General features: G+C 67.5%; 18 protein-coding genes. 6 read left to right on the top strand and 12 right to left on the bottom strand.

Translation table 11 applies throughout. The features are described 5' to 3' along the window. Window positions 1-243: 243 nt before the first annotated feature. Window positions 244-849 (top strand): ATP-dependent Clp protease proteolytic subunit, encoded by a 606-nt coding sequence (locus tag FOC67_RS17810; protein ID WP_003110959.1) that lies wholly within the window; start codon window positions 244-246, stop codon window positions 847-849. Between the two features lie 341 nt (window positions 850-1,190). Here FOC67_RS17810 and FOC67_RS17805 read toward each other — a convergent pair whose 3' ends face one another. The 3 genes from FOC67_RS17805 to FOC67_RS17795 are packed head-to-tail and all read right to left on the bottom strand — an operon-like array spanning window position 1,191 to window position 4,738. Further along, the gene (locus FOC67_RS17805; RefSeq protein ID WP_003091705.1) at window positions 1,191-2,078 is read right to left on the bottom strand and encodes a metal-dependent hydrolase; all 888 of its coding nucleotides are present in this window, start codon (window positions 2,076-2,078) and stop codon (window positions 1,191-1,193) included. A gap of 9 nt (window positions 2,079-2,087) precedes the next feature. Then, complete coding sequence (locus FOC67_RS17800) at window positions 2,088-3,866, bottom strand: SDR family oxidoreductase (RefSeq protein WP_009313698.1); 1,779 nt, start codon at window positions 3,864-3,866, stop codon at window positions 2,088-2,090. Further along, the gene (locus tag FOC67_RS17795) at window positions 3,863-4,738 is read right to left on the bottom strand and encodes a M24 family metallopeptidase (RefSeq protein ID WP_003091703.1); all 876 of its coding nucleotides are present in this window, start codon (window positions 4,736-4,738) and stop codon (window positions 3,863-3,865) included. The genes FOC67_RS17800 and FOC67_RS17795 overlap by 4 nt, the downstream gene beginning before the upstream one ends. A 425-nt stretch (window positions 4,739-5,163) precedes the next feature. On the opposite strand from FOC67_RS17795, the gene FOC67_RS17790 reads away from it, so the two are divergent. Then, window positions 5,164-5,862 (top strand): MerR family transcriptional regulator, encoded by a 699-nt coding sequence (locus FOC67_RS17790; protein WP_003138277.1) that lies wholly within the window; start codon window positions 5,164-5,166, stop codon window positions 5,860-5,862. A gap of 7 nt (window positions 5,863-5,869) precedes the next feature. Here the strand turns inward: FOC67_RS17790 and FOC67_RS17785 are convergent, their stop codons facing one another. Further along, on the bottom strand, window positions 5,870-6,784 hold the full coding sequence (locus FOC67_RS17785; RefSeq protein ID WP_009313700.1) for a LysR family transcriptional regulator: 915 nt from the start codon (window positions 6,782-6,784) through the stop codon (window positions 5,870-5,872). Window positions 6,785-6,872: 88 nt separating this feature from the next. Here FOC67_RS17785 and FOC67_RS17780 point away from each other — a divergent pair, with 88 nt between their 5' ends. Continuing rightward, window positions 6,873-7,328 carry a DMT family transporter gene (locus FOC67_RS17780; protein WP_009313701.1) on the top strand — a complete coding sequence of 152 codons (456 nt, stop codon included), beginning with the start codon at window positions 6,873-6,875 and terminating at the stop codon, window positions 7,326-7,328. A 231-nt stretch (window positions 7,329-7,559) separates the two neighbouring features. Next, window positions 7,560-9,638: a phosphocholine-specific phospholipase C gene (locus tag FOC67_RS17775; RefSeq protein ID WP_003113149.1), complete on the top strand. Its 2,079-nt coding sequence runs from the start codon at window positions 7,560-7,562 to the stop codon at window positions 9,636-9,638. 57 nt (window positions 9,639-9,695) lie between these two features. On the opposite strand, the gene FOC67_RS17770 is transcribed toward FOC67_RS17775, so the two are convergent. The 6 genes from FOC67_RS17770 to FOC67_RS17745 form a co-directional block, all read right to left on the bottom strand. Further along, window positions 9,696-10,196 (bottom strand): hypothetical protein, encoded by a 501-nt coding sequence (locus FOC67_RS17770; RefSeq protein WP_003091690.1) that lies wholly within the window; start codon window positions 10,194-10,196, stop codon window positions 9,696-9,698. Between the two features lie 65 nt (window positions 10,197-10,261). Then, entirely contained in the window at window positions 10,262-10,990 is a 729-nt protein-coding gene (locus FOC67_RS17765; RefSeq protein WP_003110949.1) for a hypothetical protein, read from the bottom strand. A 106-nt stretch (window positions 10,991-11,096) separates the two neighbouring features. After that, window positions 11,097-11,867, bottom strand: coding sequence for a phosphonate ABC transporter, permease protein PhnE (gene phnE / locus FOC67_RS17760; RefSeq protein ID WP_009313702.1), 771 nt, complete (start codon window positions 11,865-11,867; stop codon window positions 11,097-11,099). Continuing rightward, complete coding sequence (locus FOC67_RS17755; protein WP_003130335.1) at window positions 11,864-12,697, bottom strand: ABC transporter permease; 834 nt, start codon at window positions 12,695-12,697, stop codon at window positions 11,864-11,866. The genes phnE and FOC67_RS17755 overlap by 4 nt, the downstream gene beginning before the upstream one ends. Continuing rightward, window positions 12,691-13,494: a phosphonate ABC transporter ATP-binding protein gene (locus FOC67_RS17750; RefSeq protein ID WP_009313703.1), complete on the bottom strand. Its 804-nt coding sequence runs from the start codon at window positions 13,492-13,494 to the stop codon at window positions 12,691-12,693. The genes FOC67_RS17755 and FOC67_RS17750 overlap by 7 nt, the downstream gene beginning before the upstream one ends. After that, window positions 13,491-14,348: a putative selenate ABC transporter substrate-binding protein gene (locus FOC67_RS17745; protein WP_009313704.1), complete on the bottom strand. Its 858-nt coding sequence runs from the start codon at window positions 14,346-14,348 to the stop codon at window positions 13,491-13,493. Before FOC67_RS17745 ends, FOC67_RS17750 begins: the two co-directional genes overlap by 4 nt. A gap of 148 nt (window positions 14,349-14,496) precedes the next feature. Here FOC67_RS17745 and FOC67_RS17740 point away from each other — a divergent pair, with 148 nt between their 5' ends. After that, window positions 14,497-15,387 carry an NAD(P)-dependent oxidoreductase gene (locus FOC67_RS17740; protein ID WP_003113156.1) on the top strand — a complete coding sequence of 297 codons (891 nt, stop codon included), beginning with the start codon at window positions 14,497-14,499 and terminating at the stop codon, window positions 15,385-15,387. A 3-nt stretch (window positions 15,388-15,390) separates the two neighbouring features. Here the strand turns inward: FOC67_RS17740 and FOC67_RS17735 are convergent, their stop codons facing one another. Next, window positions 15,391-17,571, bottom strand: a complete 2,181-nt coding sequence (locus FOC67_RS17735) for a bifunctional diguanylate cyclase/phosphodiesterase (RefSeq protein WP_009313705.1) — start codon at window positions 17,569-17,571, stop codon at window positions 15,391-15,393. Between the two features lie 331 nt (window positions 17,572-17,902). Between FOC67_RS17735 and FOC67_RS17730 the strand changes: the two genes are divergently transcribed. Then, window positions 17,903-19,558 carry a phosphoethanolamine transferase gene (locus FOC67_RS17730; protein WP_003091675.1) on the top strand — a complete coding sequence of 552 codons (1,656 nt, stop codon included), beginning with the start codon at window positions 17,903-17,905 and terminating at the stop codon, window positions 19,556-19,558. Between the two features lie 69 nt (window positions 19,559-19,627). On the opposite strand, the gene FOC67_RS17725 is transcribed toward FOC67_RS17730, so the two are convergent. Continuing rightward, the gene (locus FOC67_RS17725) at window positions 19,628-20,083 is read right to left on the bottom strand and encodes a universal stress protein (protein ID WP_003091672.1); all 456 of its coding nucleotides are present in this window, start codon (window positions 20,081-20,083) and stop codon (window positions 19,628-19,630) included. Between the last annotated feature and the right edge of the window lie 139 nt (window positions 20,084-20,222).

Raw genomic sequence — 20,222 nt, 5'->3', positions numbered from 1 at the left:
GCAACTTACAAATCTGTTAGGTTCCGGGAAACGTGCGTCGCGGCCCTGCATGGCTATGCTTCACGAGATTACCTTCGCCGGTCTTTTCGAAGTTGAAGCAAGCCTTTCGAAAGTGTCTGGCTGATGCATAATGGGCCGCTCGGAAGAGGCGCATTAACGGATATATATCCGCGCCCTGGCGAACAACGAACGCATGCCCTGAAAGGTTTGCCGGATGGATTACCAACAGTTCCAGGAGGTTGCATGAAAACCGATGACAAGGACCGCGAAGGCGGCGACTCCCACGGCGCCATCGGCGCCAAGCTGATGGAGTACGCGCTCAAGGTCAGGAAGGTGTTCGTCACCGGCGGGGTCGACGAGAAGATGGCCAAGGACGTCGTCCAGCAGCTGCACATTCTCGCCTCGATCAGCGACGAACCGATCTACATGTTCGTCAATTCCCCGGGTGGTCACGTCGAGTCCGGCGACATGATCTTCGACGCGATCCGCTTCATCACACCGAAGGTCATCATGATCGGTTCCGGCAGCGTAGCCAGCGCCGGCGCGCTGATCTACGCCGCGGCGGACAAGGAAAACCGCTATTCGCTGCCCAATACCCGCTTCCTTCTGCACCAGCCGTCGGGCGGCATCCAGGGGCCGGCGAGCAACATCGAGATCTACCGCCGCGAGATCGTGCGGATGAAGGAACGCCTCGACCGGATCTTCGCCGAAGCCACCGGGCAGACGCCGGAGAAGATCAGCGCCGACACCGAGCGCGACTTCTGGCTGAACGCGGAAGAAGCCGTGCAGTACGGCCTGGTCAACAAGATCATCGTTTCGGAACGGGAGATCACGCTGCCTGGCCAGTGAGTCACCGCAGGTCGGACAAATACGAAGGCGGGCGCGAAGAGCGTATTTCTCGATTCTCTTCTCGCTCGCTTTTCTTTCTTTAATTTCCGATCGATAGGGTAACTTTTCTTACTTTTATTTTGCTTGCTTTCAAAGTGCCATCGGCAAGAGTGGCTGGCTTTTGCAAAGTCTCACGTCGCGCGCCCGTTATTTTCAATCATTCTATCGAGCGCCATTTTTCAGGCTTATGGAAATTACCTTCCGTCTGCCGGCTTGTTTGACTCGACCTGACGTAACAATGGACAAGCGCCGGGAAAGTTCCAGCTTCCGCGGCGCTTGCCGGTATTTCCAGTGAATTGTTTTCAGGCGTTCGCCGCGCGCCGGGCCGCCGGCGAGTTGGCCAGGTATTCCAGGGCTTCCTGGGTATTCGCCTCGTGCTCGGGGTGGTACCAGGGATTGAAGTAGCGGGCGACGTCGCGGAAGGTGTGCGCGAGGTTCGGCAGCAGGCCCTGCTTGCCGAGCCGCCACCAGGTTCGTAGGAATCCCTGGCGCTTGGCGCCGCGCAGGCTCGGGTCCTGGTCGAGGAGGGTGCGGGTGCCGTCGGCGAGCAGGTAGACCAGTATCGCGATGACCAACAGCATGGTCAGTTGCCGGGTGACGAAGCTGCCGCCCAGGTGCACGTGCAGGTCGTGGGCGACGCTGCGGTGCTCGACTTCCTCGGCGCCGTGCCAGCGCAGCAGGTCGAGCATCACCGGGTCGCTGCCGCGGCGATCCAGCTCCCGGGCCTCCAGCACCCACTTGCCGAGCACGCAGGTGAAATGCTCCACCGCGGCGATGATCGCGCAGCGCTGGCGCAGCCACCAGCCGTCGAGGGCGCGGGTCAGGCGGTTCTGCCCCAGCGGGTAGTCGCAGAGCAGGCGTTCGAAAAGGAAATCCATCTTGTCGGTGAACGGCTTGGAGTCGATGTCGAACCTGCTCAGGTAGCGCTGGATCGCGCCGTCGTGGGCCCGCGAATGCATCGCTTCCTGGCGGATGAAACCCTGCACGTCGTCGCGCAGGCGGGCGTCGCTAACCAACGGCAGGGCCTTGTTGTAGAGGCGGCAGAACCACAGTTCGCCGGAAGGCAGGAGCATGTGCAGGACGTTCATCACCTGGGACGCTTCCGCTTCGCCGGGAACCCAGTGCAGGGGGGTATCGCTGAAGTCGAAGCGGACCTTGCGCTGGACCAGCTTGTGGTGGAATTCGCTCATGGCAGGCTCTCAGGAAGTCAGGTCGAAGCGCGCGAGAAACCGCGTGGCCCAGGGCGCGAAGCGCCATTGCAGGGCGCCGAGGTGCACCTCGCTGCCCACCGAGACCACCGCCTTGTTGCGCTCCACGGCGCGCACCAGCTTTTCCCCAACGGTGTCCGGGCTGAGCCGGCGTCGCTTGTAGAAGCGCTGGATCTTCGCCTGGCGCCGCGCCTGGCGTTCGGCGTCCATGCCGACGAAGCGGGTGGCCTGGACAATGCCGGTATCGACGAAGCCCGGGCACACCGCGGTGACTCCGATCGAACGTCCGGCCAGTTCCGCCCGCAGGCATTCGCTGAGCATCAGTACCGCGGCCTTGCTGGTGGCGTAGGCGGGGTAGTTGCGCGACGGCGCGAAGGCCACGCCGGAGGCGACATTGACCAGGTGCCCCGGCTTGTTCGCCGCGACCATCTGCCGGCCGAACAGGCGGCAGCCATCGATCACGCTCCACAGGTTGACCCGCAGCAGGCGCTCCCATTCCGCAGGCGAGGTGTCGAGCATCGGCCCAGCCATGCCGATGCCGGCATTGCTGACCACCACATCCGGGACTCCGAGGGTGTCGCGGACCCACTCGGCGAAGCGCTCCATGGCCTGGGTATCGCCGACGTCGACCTGGTAGGCATGGGCCGTGGCGCCAAGGGCGCGGGCCAGTTCGGCGCTGCGTTCGGCGGCTTCCAGGTCTAGATCGGCGGCGAGCAGGCTGGCGCCGCGCTCGGCGAAGCTGAGCAGGGTCGAACGGCCGATGCCGCCGCCGGCGCCGGTGACCACCACCAGCTTGCCGCTCATCGAGCGCGCGTCGGGGCGGACCTGTGCGCGTTGCAGGGCCGGCGGCGACTCGCCGGTTTCCTGGGCGTCGATGAACTCGCCAAGCCAGCCGGCCAGTTGCTCCGGCTCGGCCAGTAGTTGCCAATGGCCGACGCTCGCCTCGCGCCGCCACAGGCGTGGCGCCCACAGGCTGAGGTGCTGAAACAGCTGGGCGCCGACGTAACGGTCGCGGGTCGGTACGATCAGTTGCACCGGCACTTCGGTGTGGCGCTTGCGCGGACGGAACAGGCTGCGGATGAAGTTGCCGCGGTACAGCTTGACCCCGTGCCGGCCGTCGCTGGCCTGGGTCGGGTTGACCTGCGGATGGCGGACGCCTTCGGCGCGCTTCAGGAACTGCGGCCAGAGCCGGGCCAGGCCGGCGCTCCAGAGTAGCTCGGGTACGACGGGGGTATGGAAGAAGGCGATGTACCAGGAGTGGAGCAACTGGCCGAATACCGCTTTCAGGGCCTTCGGACTGCGCTGCCTGAGGTGTTCGCGCATCCAGAAGCCGACATGGTCCAGGCAGGGCCCGGAGATCGAGGTATAGGACGCGATCAGCGGGCGGCACTGCGGATCGGTGACGCTTTCCCAGGTCTGGATCGAGCCCCAGTCATGGGCCAGCAGGTGTACCGGGCGGTCCGGGCTGGTGGCGCGAATCACCGCCTGCAGGTCTTCGCTGAGCCGTTGCAGGTGGTAGTCGCGGCTCCAGCGTGGCTTGTCCGAAGCGCCGGCGCCACGCACGTCGTAGGCGACGATGCGGTAGCGCCCAGCCAGTTGGCGGATCAGCGGCAGCCAGGTCTCGTGGTTGTCCGGGTAGCCATGCACCATCAGCAGCGTCGGCTTGTCGTTGTCCGGCGCGCCCCAGCAATGAACCGCCAGGCGCACGTCGCCGGACTGCACGAACAGGCGTTCCGGCTGCAGGTCGGGGAGGGCGAGGAGCGCGTTCATGCGGCCTCCCGTGCTTGCGGCAGCAGTCCGCGCGCCTGCCAGCGGCGGACGTGCGGCAGGTCGTCGTCGAGCCAGTAGGCGTCGTCTTCGGTGACCACCAGCAGTTCTTCGAACTTGGCGCCCACCCCGCGTAGCCCCAGGTGCGGTTCCACCGCCCAGAGACCGGGCGTCGGCGGGTGCTCGGAGCGCTTGCCGCTGGACCACAGCGGCGACCAGCCTTCGCGCTTGCCGGTGACCAGCGCGTTGCGCGTCAGGGTGTACAGGTTGCGCACGCCGAAGCGCGCCACCGAGGGACCGCGGCGGTTGCCGAGCTTTTCCACGCGATGGGCGAGCACTTCGAAGGGATAGGCCTTGTGCCGTGGCAGGGTGCCCTGGATCACGCAGAGCCGGTCGACCGCCTGGCTGACTTCGGCCAGGGGGCGCCGTTCGCGGACCAGGTCGAGGATGGTGCGTCGGTGTATCAGCAGGTCGTCCATCAGCCGCTCCTGCAACAGGTTGTGGCCGAGCGCGCCGGAGTAGCCGACATCGGCGGTATAGGCGCCGAGGGTCGGCGCGCAGTCGAGGATGAACGGCATGCCTTCCTCCAGGCGCTGCTTGCCGGGGTAGAAGGCCAGGTTGAAGCCACCGAGATGACGCAGGCCGTCGAAGCCCTTGAACGAGGTGCGGCTGCCGAACCAGGCGAAGGGCTGGTGGAACCAGTCGTCGACGCCGTGATCCTGCAGCCAGGTCTTCATCAGCGCCGCGGCTTCCCTCTCGCTGATGCCGGCGCGCAGTTCGCCGTGGATGGTTTCGCAGCAGGTATAGGCCAGTCGCTGGACCTGGCGGAAGTGATCGAGATCGTCGGGAGTGGGTACCCAGGCGCCTTGGGACATGGCTCTCTCCAGGCTGGCTTGTCGTTATTGTGACATTGATCGATGGCATGGTTGATGCTGGCCCATAAGCAGGCGTTGCGCCAGCCCTGGGAAGTCTCTTCACGCCGGTGTTACGGCACTTGCTACCGGCGCCGGAAGGCCCGGGGCAGAAGGCTCGGGACGTTTCCCCCGGGTTTTGGCGGCGGTGTCGGAGAAGCGGCTGACCGACGAGTCCAGTCTTTGGTTGGCGCCCGCGCATCCGGACGCCGGCAAAGAGCGTTGCGCCCCCGGAGGTTGTGGCCGTTCGGCGGGCCTCGTTATGATCCGCCTCCATGAGCACACCCTTGACCCTCCTGCAGCGCCTGCTGCAACGTGGCGAGCAGCCGTCCGCCGAGGATGCCCGCGAATACAGTGTCGACGAACTGGCGCGCGCGGCCGGCAGCAGCGTGCGCAACGTGCGTGCCTACCAGGACCGCGGCCTGCTGCCGCCGCCGGAGCGGCGCGGCCGGGTCGGCGTGTATTTCGACAGCCATCTCAAGCGCCTGCGGCTGATCAACCAGTTGCTCGAGCGCGGCTATTCCAGCGCCAACATCAAGGAATTGCTGGAGGCCTGGGAACAGGGCCGCGACCTCGACCACGTGCTCGGCCTGGACCAGGCGATCATCGGCGAGTGGAACCTGGAGACGCCCGGCAGCATCGGCTTCGACGAACTCCAGGCGATCTTCGGCGACGAACTGAACGACCGGGTGATCGACAAGGCCCAGGCGCTGGGCCTGCTGCTGTTCGACGGCGAGTGCATGAAGATCCCCAGTCCGCGGCTGTTCCAGGCCGGGCTGGAGCTGTACCGCAGCGGCATCCCGCTGGAGGCGCTGCTCGATCACCTCGGCGAGTTGCGTAGCGACACCGAGCACCTGGCGGCGGGGATCGTCCGCCTGATCGTCACCCACCTGGTGGACGGCCGCGGCACCGACCTGCTGCCCGGGGCGCCGGACCTGCAGGAGTTGGCCAAGGTGTTCCTGCGCCTGCGCCCGCTGGCGGAACACGTGGTCCAGGTGGAACTGGCGCGCGGCCTCAAGCTGTCGGCCAACGAAATGCTCGGCGAGCGTGTCGGCGAGATGCTGCGCAAGCTGGAAAAGCCTTCCTGACTCTTCTTCAGATCTTCCGCGCCGCCGCCTGGATCTGTTCCCGCAGCCAGGCGCCGGCCGCTTCGCGCTCGGCGTCGCCGCGCCAGATCTGCACGTAGTCGAAGCGCGGGATCGCCAGCGGCGGCTCGCAGAGCGCCAGTTCCTCGGGTAGCCGCAGGCGTTCGAGGATGCGCTCGGCGATGGTCAGTACCAGGTCGGTGCCGGCCAGCAGCGCCGGGGCCACGGTGAAGTGCGGCAGGGTCAGCGCCACCTGCCGGCGCAGGCCGCGCTTTTCCAGGGCGCTGTCGACTTCCTCGGCCGGGTTGTCCTGTAGCGAGACGCGCACGTGGCGGGCCGCCAGGTAGCGGTCGAGGGACAGGCCGTCGGGGCGGTCGAACAGGCTGCGCCGACAGACGCAGACGAAACGCTCCTCGAACAGGCGCCTGGCGCGCACGCCCTCCGGAAGCAGGGGGAATACCCCCAGCGCGCAGTCCAGTTGTCCTTCGGCGACCTGCCGGGCGGTTTCCAGGCGCGGTTCCTGGACTATCCCGAAGCTCACCCCGGGCGCCAGCGCCTGTTGCTGGCGCAGCAGCGCCGGCAGCACCACCCAGGCGCCGTAGTCGGACATGCCCAGGCGGAAGTGGCGCCGGCTGCGCACCGGCTCGAAGGCCGGCCCGCCGATCACCCCGCGCACCTGGTCGAGGCTGGCCTGGAGCTTCGGCGCCAGCTCCAGCGCCAGGCTGGTCAACTGCATGCGGCTTTTCACCCGCACCAGCAGCGGATCGCCGAACAGTTCGCGGAGACGCCCGAGGGCGTGGCTGACCGCCGGCTGCGACATGGCCAGGCGCTGCGCCGCGCGGGACACGTGGCGCTCGCTGAGGAGCGCGTCGAGCACCACCAGCAGGTTGAGGTCGATACGGCGTAGGTCATGAATCTGCTGCATGGAGGCTGTACCAACTATCGATTTCCATTCGCGAAGTGGATAGCAAAAACTCCGCTCCAGAGGCAATGGCCGGAGGAGGAGAATCAGCATGCCCAATTATCTGATGGTACTGATGGCAGTTTCGGTGGGCGGCATGGTGGTGCTGCAGGCCGGCAGCAACGCCTTGCTCGGGCGCCTGCTCGGCCATCCGCTGAGCGCCAGCCTGACTTCGCTGGGCGTCAGCCTCGGGGCGGTCTGCCTGGGCCTGCTGCTGGTGCGGGTGCCGCTGCCGGCTAGCGCCAGCCTCGGCGGCGCGCCCTGGTGGAGCTGGCTCGGCGGGCTGTTCGGCGCGGCCTACCTGACGGTGGCGATCCTGGTCGCGCCGCGCCTGGGCGCCGCCACTTTCATCGCGTGCGTGGTGGCCGGGCAGATGCTGGTCTCGGCGCTCTGCGACCAGTTCGGCTGGGCCGGTTTCCCGGTGCGCCGTTTGTCCTGGGAGGGCTATCTCGGCCTGGCGCTGGTGGTGGCGGGGGTATTGCTCCTGCAATGGCGGGGAAGAGCGTGAGGAGAGTGCCGGCGAAGGCTGTCAAGTGGAATCTGGCCTAGACCAAAATCTTGATCTGAAATTGTGATGAAGTTGGCATGAATAGTTGTTGCAAAGCGTGTTGAAACCAAAGCGTCTTTTTCCCTCACTAGCGTCGTCGGGGTTCGAACAGCTTGCTGCCGAGTGAGCCTGCGGGCGTCATGGATGCGCTCGGCAGCCCTGTGCCACACCCTGACCTGGTGAGTCCCCCCGATGATTTCGAAAAGCAGAAGAAGCTTCATCCGCCTGGCCGCCGGTACGGTCGGCGCCACCGTCGCCACCAGCATGCTGCCGTCGAGCATCCAGGCGGCCCTGGCGATTCCCGCGCACCGCCGGCATGGCAACCTCAAGGACGTCGAGCACGTGGTGATCCTGATGCAGGAGAACCGCTCCTTCGACCACTATTTCGGCACCCTCAAGGGCGTCCGCGGCTTCGGCGACCGCATGGCGATCCCGCTGCCCGACGGCCAGCGGGTCTGGCACCAGAAGGGCAGCAAGGGCGAGATCCTGCCCTACCACTTCGACACCAGCACCACCAGCGCCCAGCGCGTCGACGGCACCCCGCACACCTGGCCGGACGCCCAGCAGGCCTGGAACGAAGGGCGCATGGACAAGTGGTTGCCGGCCAAGACCGAGCGTTCCCTGGGCTACTACAAGGAGCAGGACATCGCCTTCCAGTTCGCGATGGCCAACGCCTTCACCATCTGCGACGCCTATCACTGCTCGTTCCAGGGCGGCACCAACCCCAACCGGCTGTTCCTCTGGACCGGTACCAACGACCCGCTCGGCCAGCACGGCGGCCCGGTAACCACCAACGACCACGACAGCAACGGCCCGGTGGAGCAGGGCTACACCTGGACCACCTATCCCGAGCGCCTGCAGGCCGCCGGCATCACCTGGCGGGTCTACCAGGACATGGCCGACAACTTCTCCGACAACCCGCTGATCGGCTTCCGCCAGTACCGCGCCGCGGCGCCTGACTCGCCGCTGATCGTCAACGGCCTGAGCACCTGGAAGCTCGATGCGCTGAAGCGCGACGTGCTGGCCAACAGCCTGCCGCAGGTGTCCTGGATCGTCGCCCCGGCCAAGTACTCCGAACACCCCGGCCCGTCCAGCCCGATCTGGGGGGCCGAGTACACTTCCTGGGTACTCGACGCGCTGACCGCCAACCCGGAGGTCTGGAGCAAGACCGCGCTGCTGGTGATGTTCGACGAGAACGACGGCTTCTTCGACCACGTCGCCCCGCCGGCCGCGCCGAGCCTGAACAAGGACGGCACGCTGCGCGGCAAGACCACCGCCGACGCCACCCTCGAATGGCACACCAAGGGCGATATCCGTTATCGCAACCAGCCCTACGGCCTCGGCCCGCGGGTGCCGATGTACGTGATCTCGCCGTGGAGCAAGGGCGGCTGGGTCAACTCCCAGGTGTTCGACCACACCTCGGTGATCCGCTTCCTGGAGCAGCGCTTCGGGGTCATGGAGCCGAATATCAGTCCCTGGCGTCGTGCCGTCTGCGGCGACCTGACCTCGGCGTTCAACTTCGCCAACCCGAACAACGAGCCGTTCCCCGAACTGCCCGACACCAGCCAGGCCGACGCCATCGTCGCCAGCCAGATCAAGCTGCCGAAGCCGAAGCCGCCGGCGGTGGCCGCCATGCCCAAGCAGGAAATGGGCATCCGTCCGGCCCGCGCCTTGCCCTACGAGTTGGGCGTGCATGCGCGCTACCGCAGCGGCGGAGACGCGCTGAGCCTGACCTTCGCCAACACCGGCAAGGCCGGCGCGGTGTTCCAGGTGTTCGACCTGCTCGACAGCGAGAACCCGCCGAAACGCTACACCGTTGGCGCGCGCAAGCGCCTGCACGACAGCTTCCAGGGCGACGCCAGCGGCGACTACCACCTGGAAGTGCACGGTCCGAACGGTTTCCTCCGGGTCTTCCGCGGCAACCTGCGGCGCGACCTGGCGGAGCGCAAGGCGCCGCTGCCGGAAGTGCGGATCGACTACGAGCCGCTGTTCGGCAACCTGCGCGTGCAACTGATCAACCGTGGCCGCCATCCGGTCAAGCTGACGGTCAAGGACAACGTCTATCGCCAGGGCGAGCGGCGTACCGTCAACGTGCCGCCGGGACAGCGTCGGGAAGTCCGCTATTCGCTGCGCAGCAGCGGCAACTGGTACGACTTCAGCGTCAGCGCGCAGGGGGCGGACAGCTTCCTGCGGCGTTTCAGCGGTCGCATGGAAGATGGTCGCTCCGGCTTCAGCGACCCGGGCATGGGCCTGGGCACGCTGACCTTCTGACCCGGACGGCCGCGCCGGCTCCCTGCAATGGGGCGGCCGGCGCGGACGGCCTGCGCCCTAGTCGAGGGGAACCGGGTAGAGGGTATTGAGGATCCACTTGCCGTCTTTCAGCACGAAACCGTACGAAATCTCCTTGGCCATGTACGTATCCCAGCGCGTGCAGACGCCCTGGCCGTCGGCCTGCTTGCAGGAGTAGGCATCGATCTTGCCCATGTGCAGCTTCTCCAGGGAAACCACCTGGAACTTGCTGTTGCCGCTGCAGGCCACCGGATTGTCGATGTATCCGTACTGGCGCCAGGCCGCGTCGTAGTTGCCTCTCGACTTGAACAGGGTCTTGTCTTTCTGCGACGAGCCGGACGGCGGCGTCATCCCGTAGATGTGCTGGGTCACGTGGCCGCCCATCGAGGTATTGCGCGTGGCGTCGGCGCTTTGCTGCACGCTGGTGATGTCGCGGCAGGCGGCGGCGTTGGCCGAGGAGGCCAGCAGCAGAAGGGCGGAGAAACCCAGGCCGGCGACGCACTGGCGTGCGTCGGGGCGGGGCAGTGAAAAGCGGTTCATCGGCGGCTCCTGTGAGATGGATTGCTTATGAAGGAACGCCGCCGCGCAGTTTTCGTGAAGATGCCTCAGTCGCGATAGCGTGGCGGCGGCGCGTAGCCGCCGCCGTTCCGGGCGTCGGCGGGAAATGCCTGCGGTCCGTCGGCCGGCGCCTCGCGACCGCTGGCCGGAGCGTCCAGCTCGAACAGGGCCACGCCGATCACGCCGAGGTTGCGGCTGTCGCCGGCCGCGCTGTTGCTGGCGTAGGCATCGTCGGGACTGGCGAAGCGGAATGCCGCGACTTCCCGTTCGCTCTTGCGGAAGCCCTCGATCACCAGGTTCTCGCCCGGTTCCAGCACATAGCCGCGGTTCTTCAGGCTGCCCGGCTGGCCGTTGAGCACGTCCAGGCCGTCTACCGTGGCGACCACCTCGTAGGTCGCGCTGCCGAGGTTGTTCAGCCACAGTCGGTAGCGCTGGCCTTCACGACCTTGGAGTTGCAGGGTGCTGCGGTGCTGCACCAGGTCGAACTTGCCGCCATCCTCGTCGAGTACGGCGAAGCCGACCCGGCCCTTGGCCAGGGGCAGTTCCTTGAGCGCCGGGCCGTCGAAGCGCCGCGCGCTGTAGAACACCTGGCGGCGATCGACCGGTTGCTCCGATAGACGTCGCAGGGCCACCGAGGTGACCGGCGAGGCGACGCCTTCGCCCCATTGGGTGCCGAGCCGCTGCTCGGTCGGCGCGCCGGCCTGCTGTTGGGGCAGGCTGCAGCCGCCGAGGGCCAGCAGGCCCAGCAGTAGCGCGGATAGCAGTGGTGTACGCATGATTTTCCTCTCCCTGGATGAGCGGAGGCGCAAGCCGCCTCCCCGATGTCTCTGACCGTCGATGATGGCCGATCTTCGACGGGATTCGGAAATTTCCTAAGGGAGGTTATTGACTGACCCAGCGCTGCCGCGCCCAGGCGCTCAGGCTGTCGACCCCGAGCACCAGGACCAGCATGGCCAGGATCACGGTGGCGGCCTGGGCCTGCTGGAACAGGCTGAGGCTGAAATAGAGCATCTGCCCGAGCCCGCCGGCGCCGACGAAACCGAGCACGCTGGCCATGCGGATATTGTTCTCCCAGCGGTACAGGGTATAGGCCACCAGTTGCGGCCAGACCCCCGGCAGGGTGCCATAGGCGAATGCCGCGAGGCGTCCGCTGCCGGCCAGGCGCAAGGCCTCGGCGGGCTGCGCCGGGGTGTTCTCCAGGGCTTCGGCGAACAGCCGGCCGAGCACGCCGCCGGTGTGCAGGGCCAGGGCGAGGGTCCCGGCGTTCGGCCCGAGCCCGGCCGCCAGCACCATCAGCGCACCCCAGACCAGCTCCGGCACGGCGCGCAGCGCATTGAGCAGGAGTCGCGCCAGGCTCTGCGCCGGCACGCCGAAGCGACCCGCCGCTGGCAGCGCGAAGAGCAGGCCGAGCAGTGCCGCCAGCAGGGTGCCGATGGCCGACATGGCCAGGGTTTCCAGCAGCCCCCGGCCAATCGCCCGCAGGTGCGGGGCGGACAGGTCGGGCGGGAAGAACTCGCTGGCGTAGGCGGCCATCTGGCCCATTCCCTTGCCGCTGAAAAGACCTGCGGTGTCCATGTCCAGGTAGGCGAACGAGGCGCCCACCGCGGCCACCACCAGCAGCGGCCAGAGCAGCAGGCGCCAGGTCCGGCTCATGCCAGCCTCCCGCGCAGGAAGCGGCTCAGCAGGTCGGCGAGGAGGACCAGCAGGAGGAAGGTCAGCAGGATGCTGGCAACCTCGCCGCCGGCGAACATCCGCAGCGACAGGTCGATCTGCTGGCCGAGGCCGCCGGCGCCGACGAAGCCCATCACCACCGAAGCGCGGATCGCGCACTCCCAGCGATAGACGGTGTAGGAAATCATTTCCCCGGCGGCGTTCGGCAGCACCCCGTAGGCGAACGCCGCCAGCCGCGATCCGCCGCCCAGCAGCAGGGCGCGGGTGGGGCGCGGATCCACCGACTCGAAGATTTCCGCGTAGACCTTGCCGAGCATGCCGGCATAGGTGATGGCGATGGCCAGCACCCCGGCGGTGGGCCCCAGGCCCACGGCGCGGACGAACAGCAGCGCCCAGACGATTTCCGGCACGCTGCGCAGGAGGATCAGCAGGCCGCGCACCGGCCAGCGCAGTGCCCGTGCCCACCAGGCCGGCAGGCCGCCGCGCGGCAGTGCCGAGAGTGACAGGGCGCGGGTCGCCAGCAGTGCGGCGGGAAACGCCAGGAGCCAGGCCAGGGCCATGCCGGCGGTGGCGATGGCGAGGGTTTCCAGGGTTGCGCGGCCGAGCAGGGCGAGGAACTCGGGATCGTGCGCCGGCGGCCAGAAGCCGGCGAGGAAACCGCCCATGGTGCGCGCGTTGTCGCCGCTGAACAGGCCGGGGATATCCAGTTCGCTGAGGCGCAGCCCCGGCCAGAGCAGCAGCAACGCGGCCAGGGTCAGCAGCAGGCGCGGTAGGGCGGCGGGGTCGCGCGGCGGAGAAGCGGCGTTCAGCATCGTGGGATGTGCACCACGGCGGGTTCGCTGGCCGGGCTGGCGCGCTCGGCTTGCAGTTGTTCGTTGGCGTAGAGGGCGTCCAGCGCGGCGCGGTCGACTTCGCCGGCGGGCAGGTCGAAGGCGATGCGTCCGGCGCGCAGGCCGATCACCCGGGGGAAGTGTTGCAGCGCCAGCTCCACCGCGTGCAGGCTGGCCAGCAGGGTGCTGCCGCGCGCGGCGGCCTCGCGGTTGAGCAGGGCCAGGGTATGGCCGGCGAGCACCGGGTCCATGGCCGAGACCGGTTCGTCGGCGAGGATCAGCTCGGCGCGCTGGTAGAGCACCCGGGCGATGCCGACCCGCTGCAACTGGCCGCCGGAAAGCTGGTCGCAGCGCTGGAACAGCTTGTCGCCGAGATCCAGGCGTTGCAGCGCGTCGTGGGCGCCGGCGCGGTCCAGCGGATAGACCAGGCTGGCCAGGCTCTTCCACAGCGGCCACTGGCCGAGGCGTCCGGCCAGTACCGCGCTGACCACCCGCTGCCGTGGCGGCAGCGGCGGCGCCTGGTGGACCAGGCCGATGCGCGCGCGCAGGCGTTGGCGGGCGGCGGCGGATAGCCCCCAGGGCTCCTCGCCGAGCAGTTCGACACGGCCGGCGCTGGGCCGCCATTGGCTGGCGAGCACCCGCAGCAGGCTGGTCTTGCCGGCGCCGGAAGGTCCGATCAGGGCCACCCGTTCGCCGGCGGCCAGGCGCAGGCGGATGTCGGCGAGGGCGCGTTGGCCGTCGGCGTGGACCAGGTCCACGCCGTCGAGGCTCAGGCTCACTTCAGCAGGCCGGCGGCGCGTGCGGACTCCTCGATGCCCTTGTAGTTGTCCGGACTGGTCTCGATGAAGCGGCTGGCGGCCTGCAGGTCGAGGATCTCCTTGTCGGCCGGTTTCGCCGGGTCGAGGGCGAGGAAGGCCTGCTTGATCTTCTCGGCCAGGGCCGGGTCGAGGTTGCCGCGCACGGTCCAGTTGTAGTCGTAGTAGGTCGGCGTGGTGGCGAAGACCTTGACCTTGGCGGTATCGACCTTGCCGCTGTCCACCAGCTTCTGCCAGACCGAGGCGTTCAGCACGCCGGCGTCGACCTTGCCGGCCTGGACCCAGGCCGCGGTGGCGTCGTGGGCGCCGGAGTAGGCGACGCGGGAGAAGAACTGCTCGGGGACGATGCCGTCCTTCTGCATGAAGTAGCGCGGCATCAGGCTGCCCGAGGTGGAGGAGACCGAGCCGAAGGCGAAGGTCTTGCCCTTCAGGTCCTGCAGGGATTTCACCTGGGGATCGGCCGTGATGAATTTGCTGGTGAACTGCTGGTCCTGCTCGCGCTGCACCAGGGGAATGGCGTTGCCGGTCTTCAGCCGCGCCTGGACGAAGGTGAAGCCACCCAGCCAGGCCATGTCCAGGCGGTCGGCGGCCAGCGCCTCGACCACCCCGGCGTAGTCGGCCACCGGGACGAACTTCACCGGCATGCCGAGTTGCTTCTCCAGATAGGCGCCGAGCGGTTTGAACTTGCGCAGCAGTTCGGTGGGCGCTTCGTCGGGGATCGCCGAGACCTTGAGTTCTTTCAGGGCTTCGGCGTGGGCGAGCGCGGCGGACAGGGACAGGGCGATGCCGGCGGCGAGCGCCAGGGAGCGTTTCAACATGGGAGAGTTCTCCGGTTCAATGGCGGAAAAAACCCGGGGAGTATAGTGGTGCGCGGCCCGCTTGGGCAGCCGTCGCGGCGTTGCTCGCCGGCGCCTCGCGGGTAATATGACGCTCCCCGTGCCCATTCGTTGCGTATTGGAGTCCGCCATGTCCGCTTCCCTGCCTTCCCTTGCCTTCGCCGGTCTCGGCCTGATGGGCGTGCCCATGTGCCGCCGGCTGCTGGCCGCCGGCTATCCGCTGGCGGTGTGGAACCGTTCGCCGGGCAAACGCGAGTTGCTCGCGGCCGAGGGCGCGAAAGCCGTCGAGGTCCCGGCCGAACTGGCCGCCGACGCGGAAATCCTGATGCTTTGCCTGGCCGATACCGCGGCGGTGCGCGAAGTGGTGTTCGGCGCCGGCGGCATCGTCGAGAACGCCAGGCCCGGGCAGTTGCTGGTGGATTTCTCCAGCGCCGAGCCGGCCGCCACCCGCGAGATGGCCGCCGAGCTGGAGGCGCGCTGCGGCGTGCGCTGGGTCGACGCGCCGGTCTCCGGCGGCACGCCGGGCGCGGAAAGCGGCAGCCTGGCGATCATGGCCGGCGGACGCGCAGCGGATATCGAACGCCTGCGGCCGGTCCTCTCCCGGCTCGGCCAGCGCCTGACGCGCATGGGCGAGGTGGGCGCCGGGCAGGTGACCAAGGTCTGCAACCAGATGATCGTTGCCTGCAACGCCCTGGTGATCGCCGAAGTGGTGGCGCTGGCGGAGCGGGCCGGGGTCGACGCCAGCCTGGTCGCTCCGGCGCTGGCGGGCGGCTTCGCCGACTCGAAGCCGTTGCAGATCCTCGCCCCGCAAATGGCCGAGAGCCGTTACGAGCCGGTCAAGTGGCACGTACGGACCCTGCTCAAGGATCTCGATACCGCGGTGAAGCTGTCCCGCGAGCAAGGCGCGGCCACCCCGATGAGCGGGTTGGCCGCGCAGTTGATGCGTCTGCACGGCAGCCAGGGCTATCTCGAACGCGATCCGGCGACCCTGGTGGAGCAATACCGGACCGCCGTCGAGTGAACCTCAGGCCTGGTTCAGGCTGCGCAGCGGCGGCGCGGCGTCGAAGCGGTAGGCGCGGAGGAACTCTTCCAGGGCCGCCAGCGGCAGCGGCCGGCTGAACAGGTAGCCCTGCACCAGCTCGCAATGGTTCTCCCGCAGGAACGCCAGTTGCTGCGGAGTCTCCACGCCCTCGGCGACGACTTTCAGATGGAGCTTCTGGGCCATCGCGATGATCGCCTGGGCGATTTCCATGTCCCGCTGCGAGGCGGGGATGTCCATGATGAACGAGCGATCCACCTTCAGCGCGTCCAGCGGCAGGCGCCGCAGGTAGGCGAGCGACGAATAGCCGGTGCCGAAGTCGTCGATCGACAGGCTGACGCCCAGCTCGCGGAGGCGTTCGAGCAGCGGGATGGTCTGGTCGATGTTGTACATCAGCGCGTCCTCGGTCACCTCCAGTTCGAGGAAGCACGCCGCCAGCCCTGCCTGCTCCAGCGCATGACGGACTTCGTCGACCAGGCTGGCCCGGCCGAGATTGCTGGCGCAGCAGTTGACCGCCACCCGCAGCCGTTCGTGGCCGGCCAGGTGCAGGCTGCGCAGGTCGCGGCAGGCGCGTCGCAGCACCCAGTCGTCGAGCTGGTCGATCATGCCGTTGGCTTCGGCCAGGCCGATGAAGCGGTCCGGACCGAGCAGGCCCTGGGTCGGATGGCGCCAGCGCACCAATGCCTCCAACTGGTGTACCTCGCCGTCGGCGAGGGCGAGGATCGGCTGGTAGTGCAGCTCCAGTTGGTCGTCGCGCAGGGCCTGGCGCAGTTCCTCCTCCATCTGCAGTTCCTGGGTCGCCCGCACCAGCAGTTGCCGGCTGAAGAACTGCGCGTTGTTGCGCCCGCAGGCCTTGGACTGGTGCAGGGCCAGGCCGGCGTTCTTCAGCAACTCCTCGCACTGCTCGCCGTCGTTCGGGTAGAGGCTGACGCCGACGCTGGCGGTCATCACCAGGGTGCGCCCGTCCAGGGCGATGGGTTCCTTCATCTTCTGCATCAGGCGTTGCGAGAGGATGTGCGCCTCGTGGTCCTGGGTGAGGTCGGCGAGCACGCAGAACTCGTCGCCGGCGAAGCGCGCCACCACGTCGCTATCGCGCAACACGCTGCGGATGCGTTCGGAGACGATCTTCAGCAGTTCGTCGCCGGAGTCGTGGCCGAGGGAATCGTTGATCCGCTTGAAGTGATCGAGGTCGAGGAACATCACCGCCAGGCCCTTGCCTCTCAGGCGACAGTTCTCCAGGTGCTGGACGAACACTTCGTTGAATGCCGTGCGGTTCTGCAGGCCGGTCAGGCTGTCGTAGCGAGCCATCTGGCGCAGCGAGGCGTGGGCGTGGTCGAGCTGGTTGAGCAGGGCGTTGACCCGGCTGTTTTCGCTGAGCCGGCGCTCCCGCTGTTTCTCCGACCATGCGGCCCAGATGCCGCAGGCGGCGATGGCGCTGGCGAGCACTCCGGTGAGCCAGCCCAGGCGCAGCGAGTCGGCGCTGGCTTGCAGTTCCAGCGGCGTGCCGGCGGGTACGCTGAGCACCAGCGCGGCCATCCCGGTGAAATGCATGGCGGCGATGGCGCCGGCCAGCAGCAGGCTGGCGATCAGTTTCATGTAGCGGTAGCGCGCGCTGCGCCGGCCGCGCAGGTAGGGGACCGCGGCGAGGGCGGTGAAGGCGGCGCCGATGGCGATCAGTACCGAAAGGGCGAACAGCGATGGCTGGTAGTACTGGGTGGCCACCGAGCGCATCGCCGCCATCCCGGTGTAGTGCATGGCGGCGATGCCCAGGCCGATGCAGCAGGCGGCGAGCAGGCAGGGCAGCAGGCCGAAGCGCGGGCGGGCGGTCATGTACATCGCCAGGTACGAGGCGGCGACGGCGATCAGCAGCGACAGGCCGGTGATCGGCAGGTCGTAGCGCAGGGCGATCGGCGCGTGGAACGCGAGCATGGCGACGAAATGCGTGGCCCAGATGCCGCTGCCCAGGCAGAACGCCCCGACCCATTGCCAGCGGCGCGGGTGGCTCAGGCTGTTGCCGACCCGCTCGACCATGTCCAGCGCCGTGTACCCGGCGAGGCAGGCGACGAGGAAGGCGAGCGCCACCAGCGACGGAGAATAGGTGCAGTTCTGCAGCACGTAGCCGTCGATGGGAGACTCTCCGAGGAAGCGCAGGCCTTGCCAATCCATAGCGGTGTCTCCCTGGACACGGAAAACCCGCGGACGGCGCGGGCGCGGGCTGGGGATGGGGGTGGCATTGTGCTTCCAGTATAGATAGCGGGAGCCACCTGCAAGGTCGGCATGGAAGGAAGTCGCTGGCCGCCGACATACGGCCGGTTTCGGCATCTTCCCGGGGAGAAAAGGCATAGCTGAGCTTGTTCCGGCTCCATCGCCACGGGCATGATCGCTGCGCCCGCGAGGGCTCGCGAGGCTTCACGAAATTTTGACCAGGCGCCCGATAGAGTTCGGGCGCCCCGCCACGGGGGTGGCGGCGGTCCGTTACGTTTCAGGAGTTGCTTCAATGGGTGGGGGTATCAAGCGTTTCTTGCCGGCTATCGGTTCGACCCGGCTGGTGATGCTGTTCGCGCTGGTTCTGGTGGTGTTCTACAACGCGGCGACCTGGAAGGCCCTGCATGGCCTGGTGCCGCTGCAAGGCTTGAAGGGCTTCGCGTTCTTCGCTTCGTTCGCGGCGTTCCTGTGGGCCGCCTTCACGCTCCTGCTGACCCTGGTTTCCTTCCGCCCGCTGCTCAAGCCGGCCTTGACCCTGGTCGCCCTGTGCTCGGCCGGCGCGACCTACTTCATGGGTAGCTACGGCATCAGCATCGACACGGTGATGGTGCAGAACGTCTTCGAGACCAACGCCACCGAGGCCGGCGACCTGGTCAACCCGACCCTGCTCGGCTACCTGCTGCTGCTCGGTGTCCTGCCTTCGCTGCTGATCTGGCTCTGGCCGGTACGCTACCGGCCGTTCTTCCGCGGCCTGCTGAACAAGATCCTGACGCTGCTCGGCTGCCTGCTGATCGTCGCGGTAATGGTAGGCAGCTTCTATTCCACCTACGCGCCGATCTTCCGCGAGGAAGACAAGCTGACCCACTTCATCAACCCGACCAACTACATCTACGCGGTGGGCAAGTACGCCAAGCAGCGCCTGGTGATCAAGGAGCACCTGGTGGTCGAGCCGATCGGCCTGGACGCCCGCCAGGCGCCGGCTGCGCTGCAGCGACAGAAGAAATCGCTGCTGGTGTTCGTGGTCGGCGAGACCGCCCGTGCCGACCATTTCTCGCTGAACGGCTACGCCCGCGAGACCAACCCGGAGCTGAGCAAGCAGGACATCGTCAACTTCACCCAGGTCCGTTCCTGCGGCACTTCCACCGCGGTCTCGGTGCCCTGCATGTTCTCCCAGTACCCGCGCGAGGACTACAGCGACAAGAAGGCCAAGACCCACGAAGGCCTGCTGGACATTCTCCAGCGTGCCGGCGTGCAGGTGTTGTGGCTGGAGAACAACAGCGACTGCAAGGGCACCTGCCTGCGGGTGCCCAACCGGGACATCCCGAAGACCCAGCCGAGTCCGTTCTGCGACGGCAAGAACTGCCTGGACGAGTCGCTGCTGGTAGGCCTGCAGGAGTACATCGACGGATTGCAGGACGACGCCATCATCGTCCTGCACTCCGATGGCAGCCACGGTCCCGAGTACTACGAGCGCTACCCGAAGGAGATGGAACGCTTCCAGCCGGTATGCCGGACCAACCAGCTCGGCAGTTGCAGCAAGGAAGAGCTGGTGAACGTCTACGACAACACCATCCTCTATACCGACCACTTCCTGACGAAGGTGATCGAATTGCTCAAGCGGAATGCCGACAAGCGCGATACGGCGATGATCTACGTGTCCGACCACGGCGAGTCGCTGGGCGAGAATGGCGTCTACCTGCACGCGGCGCCTTATTCGATCGCGCCCCAGGCGCAGATCCACGTGCCGATGGTCATGTGGTTCGCCCCGCAGGCGCTGGGCAACTGGGGCATCCAGCGCAGTTGCCTGGACGGCAAGCGCGACGACAAGGACCTGAGCCACGACAACCTGTTCCACTCGGTGCTCGGCCTGCTGGACGTACAGACTTCGCTGTACCAGCCGGCGCTGGACATCTTCGCCAGTTGCCGCGCGCCCAGGGCAGCCCAGTGAGCGACGGGGGCTGAAAGAAAAAAGGCCGTGGAGGATTCCCCCCCACGGCCTTTTTCGTCGGCTTTCGCCTTATTTGTCGCGGACCAGCAGGACCGGACGCGAAGCCACGCGGATCAGGCCTTCCGCCACGCTGCCGAGCATCAGGCGGCGCATGCCGCGACGACCATGGGTGCCCATGACCACCACGTCGGCATCGCTGGCCTGGGCCTCGAGTTCGATGCGCTCGGCGATTTCCTCGCTGGCGCGCTCCTGGCAGACGCGATCGAAGGTGGCGCCTTCGACGTTGCTCGCCTCGACCTTCTCGCGGGCCTTGGCCAGGACGTCATCGGCGGCTTTCAGCGCGGCTTCGCGCAGCGGCTCGGGGTTGTAGTACACCGCGTAGTCGGGAAGGTGGCGCAGCGGGCTGTCGACGATGGTGATGACGCGCAGCTTGCCGCCGCTGAGGCCGGCCAGCTTGATGGCCTCTTCCAGGGCGCGGTCGGAGACCGGGCTGCCGTCCACGGCTACCAGAATGCGATCGTACATAAGGTGTCCCTCCAGAGTGAGTGTCCGCCCGCCGGGCGTTCTTGAAACTTCAAGGACACTGTAGACCCTCGCGGGCGGCGGACCTTTGCCGGAGGTCAATAAGTCGCAGGGCGACCGTCGCGATTCCGCTGCGACGCCC

It is taken from the genome of Pseudomonas sp. FDAARGOS_761, from assembly GCF_013343155.1.
In the GTDB taxonomy this organism is placed as follows: Bacteria; Pseudomonadota; Gammaproteobacteria; order Pseudomonadales; family Pseudomonadaceae; genus Pseudomonas; species Pseudomonas aeruginosa.
Note: the sequence above shows the minus strand (reverse complement) of the source record. Positions and strands in the feature narration are given on the sequence as shown.

What these genes read in the sequence shown, in the direction of transcription:
- FOC67_RS17810 (WP_003110959.1), top strand. Translation starts at nt 244, where the DNA reads ATGAAAACCGATGACAAGGACCGCGAAGGCGGCGACTCCCACGGCGCC.
- FOC67_RS17805 (WP_003091705.1), bottom strand. Translation starts at nt 2,078, where the DNA reads ATGAGCGAATTCCACCACAAGCTGGTCCAGCGCAAGGTCCGCTTCGAC.
- FOC67_RS17800 (WP_009313698.1), bottom strand. Translation starts at nt 3,866, where the DNA reads ATGAACGCGCTCCTCGCCCTCCCCGACCTGCAGCCGGAACGCCTGTTC.
- phnE (WP_009313702.1), bottom strand. Translation starts at nt 11,867, where the DNA reads ATGAGCCGGACCTGGCGCCTGCTGCTCTGGCCGCTGCTGGTGGTGGCC.
- FOC67_RS17785 (WP_009313700.1), bottom strand. Translation starts at nt 6,784, where the DNA reads ATGCAGCAGATTCATGACCTACGCCGTATCGACCTCAACCTGCTGGTG.
- FOC67_RS17795 (WP_003091703.1), bottom strand. Translation starts at nt 4,738, where the DNA reads ATGTCCCAAGGCGCCTGGGTACCCACTCCCGACGATCTCGATCACTTC.
- FOC67_RS17735 (WP_009313705.1), bottom strand. Translation starts at nt 17,571, where the DNA reads ATGGATTGGCAAGGCCTGCGCTTCCTCGGAGAGTCTCCCATCGACGGC.
- FOC67_RS17740 (WP_003113156.1), top strand. Translation starts at nt 14,497, where the DNA reads ATGTCCGCTTCCCTGCCTTCCCTTGCCTTCGCCGGTCTCGGCCTGATG.
- FOC67_RS17765 (WP_003110949.1), bottom strand. Translation starts at nt 10,990, where the DNA reads ATGCGTACACCACTGCTATCCGCGCTACTGCTGGGCCTGCTGGCCCTC.
- FOC67_RS17745 (WP_009313704.1), bottom strand. Translation starts at nt 14,348, where the DNA reads ATGTTGAAACGCTCCCTGGCGCTCGCCGCCGGCATCGCCCTGTCCCTG.
- FOC67_RS17730 (WP_003091675.1), top strand. Translation starts at nt 17,903, where the DNA reads ATGGGTGGGGGTATCAAGCGTTTCTTGCCGGCTATCGGTTCGACCCGG.
- FOC67_RS17780 (WP_009313701.1), top strand. Translation starts at nt 6,873, where the DNA reads ATGCCCAATTATCTGATGGTACTGATGGCAGTTTCGGTGGGCGGCATG.
- FOC67_RS17755 (WP_003130335.1), bottom strand. Translation starts at nt 12,697, where the DNA reads ATGCTGAACGCCGCTTCTCCGCCGCGCGACCCCGCCGCCCTACCGCGC.
- FOC67_RS17725 (WP_003091672.1), bottom strand. Translation starts at nt 20,083, where the DNA reads ATGTACGATCGCATTCTGGTAGCCGTGGACGGCAGCCCGGTCTCCGAC.
- FOC67_RS17770 (WP_003091690.1), bottom strand. Translation starts at nt 10,196, where the DNA reads ATGAACCGCTTTTCACTGCCCCGCCCCGACGCACGCCAGTGCGTCGCC.
- FOC67_RS17775 (WP_003113149.1), top strand. Translation starts at nt 7,560, where the DNA reads ATGATTTCGAAAAGCAGAAGAAGCTTCATCCGCCTGGCCGCCGGTACG.